At 49.6% G+C, this 14,790-nt stretch carries 14 protein-coding genes and 1 pseudogene; 13 read left to right on the forward strand and 2 right to left on the reverse strand.

Annotated features, from left to right (window positions below):
• The 13 genes and pseudogenes from DEALDRAFT_RS16005 to DEALDRAFT_RS17480 all read left to right on the forward strand — a co-directional run.
• Window positions 1-1,546 (forward strand): ABC transporter substrate-binding protein (locus DEALDRAFT_RS16005; protein ID WP_008516646.1); only part of this gene is annotated, 1,546 nt, incomplete at its 5' end.
• Window positions 1,547-1,696: 150 nt separating this feature from the next.
• Window positions 1,697-2,632, forward strand: coding sequence for an ABC transporter permease (locus DEALDRAFT_RS08505; RefSeq protein ID WP_008516647.1), 936 nt, complete (start codon window positions 1,697-1,699; stop codon window positions 2,630-2,632).
• Between the two features lie 3 nt (window positions 2,633-2,635).
• Window positions 2,636-3,529: an ABC transporter permease gene (locus DEALDRAFT_RS08510; protein ID WP_008516648.1), complete on the forward strand. Its 894-nt coding sequence runs from the start codon at window positions 2,636-2,638 to the stop codon at window positions 3,527-3,529.
• A 10-nt stretch (window positions 3,530-3,539) separates the two neighbouring features.
• The gene (locus DEALDRAFT_RS08515) at window positions 3,540-4,526 is read left to right on the forward strand and encodes an ABC transporter ATP-binding protein (RefSeq protein WP_008516649.1); all 987 of its coding nucleotides are present in this window, start codon (window positions 3,540-3,542) and stop codon (window positions 4,524-4,526) included.
• A complete protein-coding gene (locus tag DEALDRAFT_RS08520) occupies window positions 4,523-5,500 on the forward strand; it encodes an ABC transporter ATP-binding protein (protein WP_008516650.1) in 978 nt (325 codons plus the stop codon). Before DEALDRAFT_RS08515 ends, DEALDRAFT_RS08520 begins: the two co-directional genes overlap by 4 nt.
• 241 nt (window positions 5,501-5,741) lie before the next feature.
• Window positions 5,742-7,850, forward strand: a complete 2,109-nt coding sequence (locus DEALDRAFT_RS16010; protein ID WP_008516652.1) for a plasmid pRiA4b ORF-3 family protein — start codon at window positions 5,742-5,744, stop codon at window positions 7,848-7,850.
• A gap of 149 nt (window positions 7,851-7,999) precedes the next feature.
• Complete coding sequence (locus DEALDRAFT_RS08530) at window positions 8,000-8,392, forward strand: DUF6508 domain-containing protein (RefSeq protein ID WP_008516654.1); 393 nt, start codon at window positions 8,000-8,002, stop codon at window positions 8,390-8,392.
• A gap of 9 nt (window positions 8,393-8,401) precedes the next feature.
• A complete protein-coding gene (locus tag DEALDRAFT_RS08535) occupies window positions 8,402-9,028 on the forward strand; it encodes a hypothetical protein (protein WP_008516657.1) in 627 nt (208 codons plus the stop codon).
• A 120-nt stretch (window positions 9,029-9,148) separates the two neighbouring features.
• The gene (locus DEALDRAFT_RS08540; protein ID WP_008516659.1) at window positions 9,149-9,664 is read left to right on the forward strand and encodes a hypothetical protein; all 516 of its coding nucleotides are present in this window, start codon (window positions 9,149-9,151) and stop codon (window positions 9,662-9,664) included.
• Between the two features lie 116 nt (window positions 9,665-9,780).
• Window positions 9,781-10,374 (forward strand): hypothetical protein, encoded by a 594-nt coding sequence (locus tag DEALDRAFT_RS08545; RefSeq protein WP_008516660.1) that lies wholly within the window; start codon window positions 9,781-9,783, stop codon window positions 10,372-10,374.
• Between the two features lie 111 nt (window positions 10,375-10,485).
• Complete coding sequence (locus DEALDRAFT_RS08550) at window positions 10,486-11,088, forward strand: hypothetical protein (RefSeq protein WP_008516661.1); 603 nt, start codon at window positions 10,486-10,488, stop codon at window positions 11,086-11,088.
• Between the two features lie 181 nt (window positions 11,089-11,269).
• Window positions 11,270-11,653, forward strand: a complete 384-nt coding sequence (locus DEALDRAFT_RS08555) for a MerR family transcriptional regulator (protein ID WP_008516662.1) — start codon at window positions 11,270-11,272, stop codon at window positions 11,651-11,653.
• A gap of 16 nt (window positions 11,654-11,669) precedes the next feature.
• Window positions 11,670-12,901: pseudogene (locus DEALDRAFT_RS17480) on the forward strand (acyl-CoA dehydrogenase family protein).
• Window positions 12,902-12,949: 48 nt separating this feature from the next.
• Here DEALDRAFT_RS17480 and DEALDRAFT_RS17090 read toward each other — a convergent pair.
• Window positions 12,950-14,593, reverse strand: a complete 1,644-nt coding sequence (locus DEALDRAFT_RS17090; RefSeq protein ID WP_008516666.1) for a DUF2207 domain-containing protein — start codon at window positions 14,591-14,593, stop codon at window positions 12,950-12,952.
• Window positions 14,551-14,781 (reverse strand): hypothetical protein, encoded by a 231-nt coding sequence (locus DEALDRAFT_RS17000; RefSeq protein WP_008516668.1) that lies wholly within the window; start codon window positions 14,779-14,781, stop codon window positions 14,551-14,553. The genes DEALDRAFT_RS17090 and DEALDRAFT_RS17000 overlap by 43 nt, the downstream gene beginning before the upstream one ends.
• Window positions 14,782-14,790 lie beyond the last annotated feature (9 nt).

Genomic DNA, 14,790 nt, shown 5'->3' on the forward strand with positions numbered 1-14,790 from the left:
ATTAAATGAGAAAGGTTTATTGGTTATTCTTGTTCTCACATTGGTAGCAGCCCTGTTTTTAGGCGGTTGCGGTGATAATGGTAATGACGATACTGAAATTACACTCTATCATCCCACCGGCCGTTACCCACAGGATGCTGCGGTTGCCGAAGCTGTACAGGCTATGTTGGCTGACGTTGGTTTGACTGTTAACTTGGAGACTCTGGATTGGGGTACCTACCTCGATACCGTAATCGTACCGCCGGAAGAAGCTGAGCATGACATCTTCATGCTGGGCTGGGGTACCATGACACTGGATGCGGACTACGGTCTGTATGCCCTGTTCCATTCCTCTCAGTTCCCACCCTCCAACAACGTATCCTACTACGATAATGAAGAAGTTGATGCACTGTTGGACGAGGCACGGGTAACTGCCGACAGAGCAGAGCGTGAAGCATTGTATCATGAAGCCATTAACATTATTTGGGAAGATGCTCCTTGGATTTTCCTGTATGACGAAGGTCAGGTTAATGGCGTTAGAGATAACGTACGGGGCCTGATTCACCATCCTCTGGAGAATCTCTCCGCCTGGGATGCCTGGATTGAAGATGAAGATCAGGATTTGATAATTGCCATCGGAGCCGAGGCTGAGAATCTGGACCCGATTACCATGATGTCTTCGCCTGCAGCTACTATTTCTGAGCATATGGCTGAGACACTGATTTATCTGGATGTTGACGGCACCCTGCAGCCGCAGTTGGCTACTTCCTGGGAGCCCAGCGAAGATGATATGTATTGGGATCTGACTCTGCGTGAAGGCGTTGAGTTCCATGATGGTACTCCCTTTAACGCTGAAGCAGTAAAGGTCAACCTGGACCGCTTCATGGCTGATGCACCTTTTGCTTTCCTTCTGGGTGAAGTAAGTGAAGTTGAAGTGGTTGAAGAGTATCTGGTACGGATCCATCTGGAACGTCCCTTTGCTCCCATCGCTTCCCACCTGTCCCATTCCTTTATTGCCATGCACAGCCCCGCTTCCCTGGAAGCATTGGATGAAGGTGAGTTTGTAGAAGGCCCCGTTGGTACAGGTCCCTTTGTTTTTGATGGCTGGGACCGCGGTCAGCAAATCAAAATGGTTCGCAATGACAACTACTGGGGTGACGCTCCCCAGCTGGATACCGTTACTTTCCGCTTTATTCCTGACGAAGGTTCCCGCGTTGTAGCTCTGGAGACCGGTGAAGTACATGCCATCATGGCTGTACCTCCCAGTGAAATCGCACGGCTGCAAGATGTAGACGGAGTCGACATTGTAGAAGAAACCAGTGTACGTGTAATCTACCTTGGTTTCAACCAAGACCTGGAGCTTTTCCAGGATGTAAGAGTAAGACAGGCACTAAACTATGCTGTAGATAAAGAAGCTATTGTAAACACCATCTTCGAGGGTGTTGGCTCTCCATCCACAGCTCCCATCGTTCCGGCAATCTTTGGTTACAACGAAGTAGGCCCTTACGAGTACAATCCGGAAAGGGCAAGAGAATTACTGATTGAAGCTGGAGTAATATCTGAGTAATGAGTAAGTGACACTTCGGGGTCAGGGCCGGCTAGACGAAAGTTTAGCCACCTTGTCCCCGATATGTGTGTTAATGAACATTTTCTGCAATGCTTTAGCGAGGCAAAGTAAGATTTTCAGAAGGCGATCAGCCGGGGAGTGACTGAAATTATGAGTTCTTATATTTTAAGGCGCCTGTTTTTGGCTATCCCGGTTTTACTGGGAGTTTCTATCCTTGTTTTTTCTATTGTGCGTTTGGTACCCGGCGAACCGGCACGGGCCATGGCCGGTCCCAATGCCACACCGCAATTTATTGCGCAGATAGCAGAGGAGTTGCACCTTAATGAACCGCTGCATGTGCAGTATGGTATTTATATGAGAAATCTGCTGCAGGGGGACTTGGGCAGGTCCACCTATTTCCGTCGCCCTGTTGCTACGGTATTGGGAGAAAAGTTTCCTAATACATTACGACTGACGATAACAGCAATGTTTGTTGCAACCGTTTTGGGCATGAGTGCGGGTATTGTTTCCGCCACAAAGCGGGGTTCAATTCTTGACAATGCCAGTATGCTCGGCTCACTTATTGGGGTAGCTGCTCCGGTATTTTGGTTGGGCATAATGTTTCAAATATTTTTCTCAGTTCGTTTGGGATGGTTTCCTTCCGGAGGCATGGAGGGGTGGCAGTCGTATGTTTTGCCTTCCCTTACTTTGGGGATGGCCAGTGCGGCTCTGATTTCCCGCATTACCCGCTCCAGTATGCTAGAAGTGCTGCGTTCGGAGTTTATTGTTACCGCCCGGGCCAAGGGCTTAACCGAAAGGGTGGTTATCTTTAAGCATGCCTTAAAGAGTGCTTTCATTCCCGTTGTTACCGTAATGGGCCTGCAGTTCGGTACTCTTTTGGGTGGTGCGGTTTTAACAGAGATTGTTTTTTCCTGGGACGGCATTGGCCGCTTGATGGTAGATGCCATTCAGAACCGGGACTATCCGCTGGTACAGGGAGCGGTGCTGTTGTTGGCCGTTATGTTTGTGTTAATTAATATTTCCGTAGATATTGTCTATGCTTGGCTAGATCCGAGAATCAGCTATTCTTCACGGGAGGGGGAGTAAGCTATGGGTGAAGTAAAAGTTGCAACCCCTTCTAAGTTGGTGTCTAAAAGTGATTCTGAATTTTATCAGGTGATGAAGCACCTGCGGCGCAACCGCATGGCTATGCTGGGGCTGGCAGTACTTTTGGTGTTTATTTTTGCAGCAGTTTTTGCTCCATTTTTGACAACTTATGATCCGATAAGAACGGACATGGGCAATGCCCGGCAGTCTCCTTCTGCGGAGCACATCCTCGGTACCGATGATTTAGGCCGGGATATGTTTACACGGCTTATCTACGGTGCCCGTGTTTCTTTGCAGATTGGTTTGATAGCGGTGGTCATCGGTTTGGCCGCCGGCGTTCCTCTGGGTGCGTTGTCCGGCTACTATGGCGGCACCTTTGATTTGATAGTGCAGCGGCTGGTGGATATTATGATTGCTTTCCCCGGTATTTTACTGGCCATTGTGGTGGTAACCATATTAGGGCAAGGGGTAAACAATGTGATGATTGCTATAGGTATTGCCTCTATACCGATATACACCCGGCTTGTACGGGGGTCAGTGTTGGCGGTAAAAGAGCAGCGTTTTGTGGCTGCAGCCAAAGTGCTGGGCATCAGCAATTATAAGATTATTTTGCGCCATATTATGCCTAACTGCCTAGGCCCCATTGTGGTGCAGTCCACCTTCCAGGTAGCTACCGCTATTTTGTGGGCCGCGGGTCTGAGTTTTATCGGTATCGGTGCCACCCGTCCCACTCCGGAGTGGGGTTTAATGCTCTCCAGCGGGAGACAGTTTATCCAGACTTCTCCTCACCTGACCACCTATCCCGGCTTGGCAATTCTCTTTTTAGTCCTTGGCTTTAACTTACTGGGTGATGGCTTGCGCGATGCTCTTGATCCCAAATCCAGGAGCGTCAGGTAGGGGGGATATGATGGAATACTTGCTGGAAGTAAAAGACTTACAGACGTCCTTTTTCACAGAAGAGGGAATTGTGCGGGCAGTAGACGGAGTATCCTTTAATGTCAAACCCGGTGAAATTGTGGGAGTGGTGGGAGAGTCCGGCTGCGGCAAAAGTGTGGTTTCCCAGAGTATAATGCGCCTGGTAGCTTATCCGCCGGGCAAGATTGTGGGCGGAGAGATCCTTTATAGGGGCCAGGATTTGTTGAAGAAAAGCAATAAAGAGATGAGAAAGATCCGGGGTAATGAAATTGCCCTGATTTTTCAGGAGCCCATGACTTCATTTACGCCGGTGTACACCATCGGTAACCAGATTGGTGAAGCTATTCGGCTGCACCAGAATGTCAGCAAGCAGGAGGCGCAAAAGAGAGCGGCGGAAATGTTAAAGCTGGTGGGTATCCCCAGAGCGGAGGAGATCTTAAAAGAGTATCCGCACCGCTTAAGCGGGGGGATGCGGCAGCGGGCCATGATTGCCATGGCACTGTCGTGTAACCCTAATCTGCTCATCGCCGATGAGCCCACCACCGCACTGGATGTAACCATTCAGGCTCAGATTCTGGAGCTGATGAAAGACCTGCAGCAAAAAATTAACACCGCCATTATCTTTATTACCCACGACCTGGGTGTTATTGCGGAGATGGCGCAGCATGTGCTGGTGATGTATGCAGGGAAAGTGGTGGAGGATGCCGGTATTGAATCACTCTTTGACGAACCGCTTCATCCCTATACCGCAGGCTTGATTAATTCCAAACCGAAATTGAACGAGGAGCGGGAGCAGCTGGACTTTATTCCGGGGGCGGTGCCTAACCCGGTGGAGATGCCGGAGGGCTGTGCCTTTAATCCCCGCTGTCCAAAGGCAATGGATATTTGCCGGGAACAAATGCCGGCAATGATTGAAGCTAAGCCGGGGCATCAGGTAAGATGCTGGTTATACTGTGATGAGCGGGGGGGTAAAGCATGACTTGCGCTGAACCAATCTTACAAGTTGAAGGATTAAAAAAATACTTCCCCATCAAAACCGGTGTGTTTTCCCGGGTGTCCAGTTATGTGCGGGCTGTGGATGATATTAACCTGGATATTTATCCCGGTGAAGTGTTTGCGCTGGTGGGGGAATCGGGTTGTGGCAAGTCCACCACCGGCCATACCATTATGCGCATGACCAACCCCACAGCGGGGAGAATTCTTTATGAGGGCAAAGATATAGCTGCAATGAAGGGCAAAGAACTGCACCAACTGCGCAAAAAAGTTCAGCTGGTCTTCCAGGATCCTTATAGCTCTCTTAACCCCCGTATGACCGTGGGGCAATCCATCGGTGAAGCGTTGGAAGCTCATGGTGTTACCAAGAGGAATGAACGGCGGGAAAAAGTGGAAGCAGTCCTTGAGATGTGCGGTTTGGCCACGTATCATTACCGTCGCTATCCCCACGAGTTTTCCGGCGGGCAGAGACAGCGGATTGTTATTGCCCGGGCACTGGTTTTGGAGCCGCGTTTTGTGGTGGCTGATGAACCGGTCTCCGCGCTGGATGTGTCCATTCAGTCGCAGATTATTAATTTGCTAAAAGAGCTGCAGAGTAAGATGGGTCTTACCTATCTGTTTATCTCTCACGATTTAAGTGTGGTAAAGCATATGGCAGACCGGGTAGGTGTAATGTATCTGGGCTCTATGGTGGAAGTGGCTCCAAAAACAGAGCTGTATAATAACGCCCAGCATCCCTATACCCAGGCTCTTTTGTCTGCGGTGCCGGAATGGGATCTGAGCAAAGAGAAAAAACGGATTATCTTAAAAGGTGACGTGCCCAGTCCTTCCAATCCACCTGAAGGTTGCAGGTTCCACACCCGTTGTCCCTTTAAAATGGACATCTGTGTGGAAGAACGTCCGGAACTAAAAGAAGTATCTCCTGGGCATAAAGCCGCCTGCCACCTGTGCAGCCGGTAAACAACTGCAAACTAATAATAGGCCATGAGGATTTTCATTATCCTCATGGCCTTTCTTATAGTGCCAGGAAAATTATATCGCTTCGTAGATAGCGAAGCTGCTAAGGTAACCAGCAAAAGCACGAGTTGAGGGAACTTCAATACGCGTGCTTTTCTTATTTAAGACTCTCGTAATATTTGGGGCAGGATAGGGGAGTAATTTGGAGAAAAAGGTACATAAGTTTCTCTAAGGTGGTGTAATTATGAATGAAGAACGGCTAGGCATTCTAATGCAGGAAGCGTTTGAATTACATACATCAGGAGAGATTCAAAAGGCGGAGGCTTTGTTGTTGGAGGCGTTGGCGGAAAATGAACTGCCCATGATTCGGGTTGCTTTGGCGCAGCTTAGGCTTACTTCGGGAAACCCCCAGGGAGTTTTGGAGCTGATTGCCCCATTGCTTCACGAAGATGATTTTGTGGTAACCATGATGGCCGCCCGGGCATACCTGGAGTTGGACAAGACCCCTGAAGCCGGCAGGCAGCTGGATAAGCTGGTGCGCATTGTGGACAGAATTATATCGGCCAACCGGGAAGGGCTACGGGGAATGAAGCGGGAGTATCCCGGAGTGGTTCTGAACCTGGTGGGTTCACTGGGCCAGCACCGGCGGGTGCTGGAGCTGTATAAGCGCTGGGCACAGTGCAAGTCGGACTGGGTAGTCCGGCACTATGTGGCGGTGGCCTGCTTTAATCTGCGCCGCTATAAACAGGCCGCTTCGCACTGGAGTGCCATTGGAGAAATGCCGCATGCTTTGGGGATGCAGCATGTGGCGGTGCTGGCTGAACGCGGTACAGTACCGCCGTTTTCTTTGGAATATGCGCTGCCAAATCCTGAAATGATAAGCGAGCTGCTAAACTCTGCCACAGTGGATGTTGAAAAAAAGGGTATGCAGATGGGGATTTTACGCATGGTTCTTTTGGAAATGGCTTTGGATGAAGAAGAGGATGATGAACTAAGGGAAAGCGCGTTGGCTCCGCTGATTTGTGGAGGCGGTGACTGGGGCGCAGCGTTGGGGATGGGGCTGTTAGAGTCATCGGTGATACGCAAACCGGTGAAGCTGGCAGTTACTAAATTGTTGGTGGAAGCAGGTTTCTTCCCTGAAGAGACACCAATTCCGGTGATGCTGGACGGGGAAATGACTTCGGTGGTTATTCACCGAGAGGAGAAGAAAAAGGAGCCGGAAAGTGTATCTGAGAACATGTTGCAGGATATGCTCTACCGGATTGAGGAGCATTTCCGGATAGATGTGGAACAAAAAACACTGCCGGTGACGGCGGATGTGGCGCGGGGTTTGAAGAATATGCCGGCAGCCTGGTTGGAGGCAATTTGTGAGTTGTTGGGTATTCGGGCAAAGAGGTTGCGAAAAGAGAGGGAGAAACAGATTGTAAACCATCTTACCACCTGGGGTGGGCTGTATGGTGTGGTGCAGAGGCTGTCGGAAGATGAAAAGGAGCTGCTGGGGTACGTATTGGATAAGGGCGGTTGGGTCCGCCTAAGCAGTGTGGCCACAAAGTTTGGCTCCATGGAAGGAGACGGTTTCTACTGGCTGGAAAAGAAGCCGGAAGGTACGCTGGCCCGTCTGTGGTGTCATGGGTTGGTTATGGTGGGCTCTGCCAAGATAAATAAGCGGCGGGTAACGTTTGTAATGGTTCCTGTGGACCTGCAGGAAAGGCTGGAACAGTTGTTAAACGGTTTTGTGCCGGAGGGTTGGGTTATTGCAGAAGATGTGCTTAGAGAAACCGCTGCTGCCATGGCTGAAGAAACCCGGTTATCTGAGGTGTTTCAGTTAAGGGTGGAGTTGGAAGGGACCCACCCGCCGGTCTGGAGGAGTCTTGTGGTGCCGGAGACTTTTACTTTCTGGGAGTTACATGTGGCTATTCAGGATGCTTTTGGCTGGGAAGACCGTCATCGGCATATGTTTTACGGTTCAGGACTTGCAGACAGGGGAAAAGTAAAGATTGGCATGCCGGATGAGGCTTTGTTTGCTGAAAGCGGCGAAGTGCTGGCAGGTTGGGAAATACAGGTAGGGCCTTATTTTTCCCGGGAGGGAAAGCAGATGAAGTATCTTTATGATTTTACCGATAACTGGCTTCATATAGTAACGTTGGAAAAAAAGAGGCCGGCACGGGAAGGGTTGGCTTACCCTCAATGCAGCGGCGGTGAACAAATGTGTCCGCCGGAAGGTTGCGGCGGGAATTATGGTTATCGGAAACTGTTGGGTAAGGGGGAGATTGTGCCCGGTTCTTTTAACCCGCAGGAGGTTGTCTTTTCTGATGCGCAAAAACGGTTAGAAGAAGTGCTGCAGATTCGCTGAATTCATTGTAAAAGTATTTTTGGTGCAGGTTTTTAGTATATGACGTTTTGTGATAAGATTGGACAAAATACCGGATTGATTTTGCGGGCAGGAGTTAAGCTATTGTTGGAGAATTTAAAAAACTATACGAGAGATACGGAGGGATAAAGATGAGCGTGACCAAAGAGAATTTGGATCGTGTTCTGGCATATCTGCCCTATTTTCAGGACCAGGAGACCGAGAAGTTTGAAGTGTCATCTGTGTCCATGGCCGGGCCGTATATATATGCAGAACAGGTGGTTAAGTTTCTTAAAACCTTGCATGAAGAGGGACTGATCATTGATTTTGACTGGCATGGCTGGGGACAGGAATCCATTCGTTATTTTACCGACAGAGAGCTGATAGAATCTGCCGATTTGGAGACGGTGCAAAAATTATTTTCCACCATTGTCAAAGCAGAGAAGATTACCAACGGTGTACTGGCGGAGATGATAACCAAAGGGGTTATTGTCGATCTTTTACTACGGTTATCACAACTACGAAATGAAATGCAGAAAGGGTAGTGAGAACGTTTGAAACCAATAGACCGCGTCAGAGGCAAAAAGCCGGAACGAATTCTCAAGTATGTGACAGGGATTTTATATTTTTACGGTGTAATTAGTTTTGATGGCCTCTATCAGATTTTAAATGAAACAATTGAACCGGATATTGACCGTGAGGAGTTTCAGCTGCTTTTAGACAGCAATGCCAGCCTGGAAAAAACGCCCTACATTTTTAAAAGGCAAGAGGACTGGTATTACGATATTGAAGTGGCTGATATTGAGCGGGTGCTGGCGGCACAAAAAAAGCATGCCGAAATCCCATTCAGGCCGGTAAGCGAAGATGAAACAAGACTTGTGGTGGATGAACAATTCCCCCGGATGTGGAACAACAAAGAAGAAGCGGTTTATACCTGGCTGATGAACAAATGTAAGGATGTGCAGTTATCCATTGCACTGACGCTGGAATATGCGGCAGAAGTTAAAAACGGCATGACCGCAGAGGAGCTGCTGCAAAAAATTGAGAAGCAGCTAAAGCTGGGTCAGGCAACAGATGAAATCAAAAAGATGGTATATGAGTTTGCTTTCGCTACGCCACAATGGATTCTGAAGGGCTGGTCCGCCGAAGAGTTGGAGAAAAACAAGCATCAAGAGATTTAGGAAGCTGCGCAAGCGGCTTCTTTTATTTTGGTTTGAAGGAAACCAAGCAAAGAGCGGCGAATACTATAGATTGAAGAAAATATTCACATACTTTAATATGAATTTAAGGAGCGATAGCTTTTGAAAAACAGCAAGCTAACAACGCAAATTCTTACGCGTACCGCTATGCTTTTAGCCCTGACCCTGGCCTTTCAGGCCTTGGGCCTGCCTACGGTTATAACCGGGCCGATGGTCAACTTTATGCTTGTTTTGTCGGTGATTCTGGTGGGCACCGGCGGAGGTGTGTTTATCGGCACCATTACGCCTTGGATTGCTCTTTTGGTGGGAATACTTCCGGCGCCTCTGGCACCTGCCGTGCCTTTTATTATGGCGGGAAATGCTATACTCTGCCTCACTGTGGGAGTGTTGTCGCAAAGCACTGCTATGAGGGTGTTAGGGGTTATCCTTGGTTCTTTGCTGAAATTTGCCGTGATAGGGGGAGCAGCTTCCTATGTATTGACGCTTCCCGCTCCCATGGCGCAAATGCTTACTTTTCCTCAGTTGACCAATGCTCTTTTGGGCGGTTTGCTGGCGGTAAGTATGGCTTCCGCCATTCAGTGGGCGGTGTCGGCCGGAAACCACAGTGCGGCAAAATAAATGAAATTAAGAAGCAGCAAATTCAGCGCCTTCATCATGCAATTGATGGGGGCGCATTTTACTGCAAGCAATGTTTGGTGGTAAAATGACAAAAAAGAGAGGGGAGGAGCTTTAATATGGAAAAAAACAATGAGTCGAGAGTTCTGACCTATGTTGGGGGAATTCTTCATTTCTACGGGGTCATCTGTTTTACAGATTTGCAGGAACTTGTCCGGGAGCGTATCGGGGATAATATGGGGGCGGTTGCCCTGCGTGACATATTGCAGACGGGAGTTTCCCAAGGCAGGTTTTCAGCGGTGGGAGACTGTTACTATGATTTGGAGGTTGCCGATGTGGAGTGGGTTTTGGCGGGACAAGCCAAACGGGATGAAATCGGCTATCGGCCTGTTTCTGAAGAAGAGGCGCAATATGTGGCGGAAGGCAAGCTGCCGCTGTTATGGAATGAAAATGAGAAGGAGTTTTTTCGTTGGCTGGTTACGTTGTGCGGAGGTGATGCAGAGCGGGCAGCTCTGTTACTCTTGGATTATGAGGCCCAAATCAGAAATAATTTGGAGCCGCTGCAGCTGGCTCAGGAAGTGGTGGCAGAATTGGGCTTAAGTGAGTCAGATGAGGTGCGGCAGGCTGCGGCCAAGGTAGTAGCCCTTTATAAACATGTACCGCTCTGGACTCTTAAAGGCTGGACTCCCGCTGATGTACTGTATGGAGACTAAGATGTACGATTAAATAGAAGGAATCAGGCTTTTAATACAGAAACGTACTAGCAGGGGGAGCAGGGAAAGATAAAGCTCTCGCCATAGATGCCAGACATAAGAGGTGAGTACATGCCAAGAAGAATGGACGGAGAAAGGGTATTAAGTTACGTAACCGGGTTGCTTCATTTCTATGGCGTCATATGCTTTGAAGACTTGTTCAATGTTGTATCAGAAATGATGCGGGAGGAGCTGGACCGTGATGATTTGCGGGTGCTCCTGGAAGCGGCGGCCGCCCATGAAGACGGCCCTTATGTATTGGATATGCTGGATGACTACTATTTTGATATTGATGTGGAAGACATTGACTGGGTTCTGGAGGAGCAGGGCAAGTGGGACCTGCCATACCGGCCTATTACAGAAGAAGATGCCCGGTTAGTGGTGGAAGACCAGTACCCGCTGCTGTGGAAGGAAGGGGAAACCGCTTTCTGGCATTGGTTACAGGACAAATGTGACGATGATAAGCAGCTGGCCATGACCATGGTGCTGGAATACGCAGCGGAGCTTAAAAATGGTATGTCCACACAGGAGTTGGTTGAAAAAATAGTTGAGAAGCTGGCCTTGGCCGGCGCCGAAGAAGTGCGGGAAGCTGCCAGGATGGTCCACCGGTTTGTGGAAGATGTGCCCCGTTGGTCCTATAAAGGATGGCGCCCAAGTGAACAAACCAACCATTAAAACAATATACTGTACTGTGAGTCACCTGACCGGTGGCTTTCATGATAGATGGTCCTGAGCATGACCTGAAACTGCTCATTAAACAAAAAAGACTGTTGACGTTAACGTTAACGATATTATAAAATCATAGTATCAGCTATTTGAAGTCATATTATAAGTTCAATTAGAAGGAGTTTTAATCATGGAAGAATACACAATTTCTGAGTTAGCCGGTGAGTTTGGAATTACCACCCGCACCATCCGCTATTATGAGGAGATGGAGCTTTTGCATTCCCACCGGGAAAGTATTCATCACCAAAGACTTTATGACGACCGGGACCGTGTGCGCCTGAAGTTGATCCTGCGGGGCAAACGGTTAGGTTTTTCTCTGGGCGAGATTAAGAATTTGCTTGATCTCTACGATGCGGATCCCACCCAGCGGGAACAGTTGATACAGGCTGTGGCTTACGGGGATAAGAAAATTAAAGAGATCGATGAAAAGATTTCTGAATTGCAAGCTACCAAGGAAGAACTCCTGGAGTTTAGGGAAAGGTTTTTGGAGTTGTTGCGGGAGGGAGATAAGTAGGAAAGGAGAGGCGCCAATGTTGTCGTTTCTGATGGATGAGAGGCAAAAAAGCCTGCAGGAGGAGACAAGGACATTCGTTAAAGGCGTGGATAAGCAGCTGATTCTTGATATGGACGCAGAACGTATTACCTATCCCGCCGGGTATATGCGGGAGCTGGCTGAGGCTAATTTGTTGGGGCTGCGTTTCCCCCGGGAGTATGGCGGACGTGGGTATGGTTGGAGCGAGGAAGTGGTGGCCCTGGAGGAAATCGGTTATTTGGGGACTTCGCTGGCCTGTCTCTACTCTTTGCCGTCCATTGTGGGGGAAGCCATTAATATTTTTGGCAGCCAACAGCAAAAAGAAGACTATTTAAAAGCAACGCTGCAGGGCAAAAAGTTTACTGCTGAAGCTTTAACCGAGCCCCGGGGCGGTTCTGATTTCTTTGGTGCAACCACCACGGCAACAAAGACCCAAGGCGGTTACGTACTTAACGGACAAAAACGTTTTATTGTGGGGCCGAAGGGGCCGACTATTTTATGGTTTATGCCAGAACAGATGAAAACGCCAAGCCCCATCAGGGCATCAGCGCCTTTCTGGTGGACCGGGGACCCGGTGTGGAAGTTAAACACGTCTATGGTTTAATGGGCACCCGGGGCGGCGGAGCAGGACGGCTGGTGTTTCGCGACGCCTTTGTGCCAGAGGAGAATTTGCTGGGTGAGGAAAACGGTGCCGGAGCGATCTTCTACCAAATGATGATTCCTGAAAGACTGACAAGCGCTGCCGGTGCGCTGGGAATGGGGCAGGCAGCTTTGGATGTGGCGGTAAAATACAGCCGCAAACGCAAAGCATTTGGCCAACCCATCAAAAACTTCCAGGCGGTCAGCTTTAAAGTGGCTGAATCCATTACTCAGCTGGATGCGGCACGGTCAATGATTTATGCCACCGCCCGCTGTGTAGATACAAACACCCCGGCGGCACTGCAGCGGCGCATGGTTTCTCAGGCTAAAAAGTTCTGTACCGATACGGCCTGGGAGGTTGTAAACCATGCCATGCAGATTTTGGGCGGTATTGGCTACACCAACGTATATCCGGTGGAACGTCTGCTGCGTGATATCCGCCTGATTATGATCTGGACCGGAACCAATGAAATTATGGACCTCATTATTCAGCATGAGTATTTTAAAGAAACACAAAACGGCCCCGCCGGCCGTGATGTTGAAAATGATGCCCCAGAGGCAGATAATGAAGAAGAAAAAATATATGAATAAAGAAAATGGAGCGAGGCCTGCTGGCCTGCTCCATTATTTTTGGTGTGATTAACGGGCCCCTCCGCCACCACCGCCAAAACCTCCGCCGCCTCCAAAACCACCGCCGCCGGTAAATCCGCCGCCGCGGCCGGAGCCTGAGGAAGAGGAGCTGGTGGCTGTTTGCAGGGATTGGGAGATTTGTGAAGTGAGGTTATCGAAGCTGCTGGTCATGGCGGTAAATGAAGTCGGGCCGCGGGTGCCGTACATATACCACCAAGTGCCGCCAAAGCGGTGCCCGCCGCTTTCCATATTGGGATAAACTATTTGCAGCTGCTTTATCACTTCTTTGGCCACACCCAGAGTAATGGCGTATACCAGGTAGTGTTCCCAGAGAACCAGAGACGGTATTTCATGGCGTTCCATTTGGGAGAAATGCTGCAAAAAGCGCCGAAAAGCCCGCCAGCGGACAAAGTCCTCCACTCCCCGCCGGGAGCGGCGGCGCAGTACTGTGCCGGTAATTATCAGAATCAGGGCGGCTAAAAAGAGGGCCGGGGTGAGGACGTTTGCCGCCAGAAAGCCCAAAGGAAGCAAGAGAAAGCCTAATCCAAAGGCTATTATTTTGCCGGTGCTGACGTCTGAATCAAAGAAGTCCAGTTCCACGCCGCGGGCACTTAAAGTATATTTCCAGTCCTGCCAGAACTTTGCAAAAGCACTGCGTTGATTCTTGGCGTATTCTTCCAGTTCAATGAAGGTAAGCTGGTTTTGGTTGGTGGCCACCTTATCAAACATGAAGTCCAGTAATTTAGTTTCATGAGTTGCCAGTTTACCGCCTTTACTGATTAGGGTGACGCGGTAATCCTGCTTCTTGCCGCCGATGCCAAACAGGCCCCGTTTTTGCGGATCATATTCCTCCAGGCGCAGATTGCCTTTTCGTGCCAGGTCTACCAGGGTGGCGGTCAAGTCCTCCGGTTCCGTTTTGCCAAAGCGCCACAAAACACCCATCTCCGCGGGAGTGTAGTCGGCGGGAAGTTCCCGGTAGTAGTCACCGTCAAAGTCAGGCGTGTATTCTTTGCCGTAGCGCTTCCAGATAAAGAAAGCAAGGATTATACTGCCAAGCACTATCAGCGCCGCACCAATCCAGATAAATTGCTGTCTACCCCGTTCCAGGTTGGCTTCCTCTGCCAGGGCCTCTTCTTCGGCCAGTATATCCGGCAGGGCAGTTTGCCCCGTTTGTTGGGTGGCAGCAGGTACAAGATCAGTGGGGAAAGTAACCCGGCCTTCCAGGAAAGTGTTTTCCGGCAGCGGGCTGATCTCCCAGGTCACCGTTTGCCCGTCTACGATGGTTACTTCGCCATGCAGCGGGCCGTGGCCCCAGGCGCGGATATCTTCGGTGTCCGCTTCCCCTGGGAGTTGCAGGCGTACCAATACATCGTCGGTGCGGGTTTCCCATTCATCACCGATAAACTGAAAATAAAGCTCCGCCACGTCGTCATGGACCTTGACCACGTCTTCTACCCGGTAACGCAGGGAAAAGGTGCGTGTTTCATCTGTGGCATTGAAGCTCCAGTCCACAAAGAAACGGTCATTTTCTTCGATGGTGAAGTAGGTACCAGCCGGACCTTCCGTATCCCCTGGATTGTAGGTATAAGTTTCACCGTTTTCAGCAACGGTCATTTCGCTAACTGTGATGGGGTCTTGCGTATCAATCCACATGTACATTCCCCGGAACGTGCCGTTAAACTCAGCGGTGCGCTGCTCGTAATGAGCATGGAGCCGTCTTCCTGCACTTGGGCATCGATTTCCACAGAGGGGAAATAAAAGGAACGGGCAAGGGCCTGAGCAGGAGCAAGGAGCAGCAAAAGGATTGTAAGCACCAATAGAACACGGTTAATTTTAGGCATTATAACACC

The organism is Dethiobacter alkaliphilus AHT 1, assembly GCF_000174415.1.
Taxonomy (GTDB): domain Bacteria; phylum Bacillota; class Dethiobacteria; order Dethiobacterales; family Dethiobacteraceae; genus Dethiobacter; species Dethiobacter alkaliphilus.

Bases quoted from the DNA above. Each gene is read 5' to 3' on its own strand.
- DEALDRAFT_RS08555 (WP_008516662.1), top strand. From the start codon at position 11,270: ATGGAAGAATACACAATTTCTGAGTTAGCCGGTGAGTTTGGAATTACC.
- DEALDRAFT_RS08505 (WP_008516647.1), top strand. From the start codon at position 1,697: ATGAGTTCTTATATTTTAAGGCGCCTGTTTTTGGCTATCCCGGTTTTA.
- DEALDRAFT_RS08530 (WP_008516654.1), top strand. From the start codon at position 8,000: ATGAGCGTGACCAAAGAGAATTTGGATCGTGTTCTGGCATATCTGCCC.
- DEALDRAFT_RS08515 (WP_008516649.1), top strand. From the start codon at position 3,540: ATGGAATACTTGCTGGAAGTAAAAGACTTACAGACGTCCTTTTTCACA.
- DEALDRAFT_RS16010 (WP_008516652.1), top strand. From the start codon at position 5,742: ATGAATGAAGAACGGCTAGGCATTCTAATGCAGGAAGCGTTTGAATTA.
- DEALDRAFT_RS17000 (WP_008516668.1), bottom strand. From the start codon at position 14,781: ATGCCTAAAATTAACCGTGTTCTATTGGTGCTTACAATCCTTTTGCTG.
- DEALDRAFT_RS17090 (WP_008516666.1), bottom strand. From the start codon at position 14,593: ATGTGGATTGATACGCAAGACCCCATCACAGTTAGCGAAATGACCGTT.
- DEALDRAFT_RS08550 (WP_008516661.1), top strand. From the start codon at position 10,486: ATGCCAAGAAGAATGGACGGAGAAAGGGTATTAAGTTACGTAACCGGG.
- DEALDRAFT_RS08510 (WP_008516648.1), top strand. From the start codon at position 2,636: ATGGGTGAAGTAAAAGTTGCAACCCCTTCTAAGTTGGTGTCTAAAAGT.
- DEALDRAFT_RS08545 (WP_008516660.1), top strand. From the start codon at position 9,781: ATGGAAAAAAACAATGAGTCGAGAGTTCTGACCTATGTTGGGGGAATT.
- DEALDRAFT_RS08520 (WP_008516650.1), top strand. From the start codon at position 4,523: ATGACTTGCGCTGAACCAATCTTACAAGTTGAAGGATTAAAAAAATAC.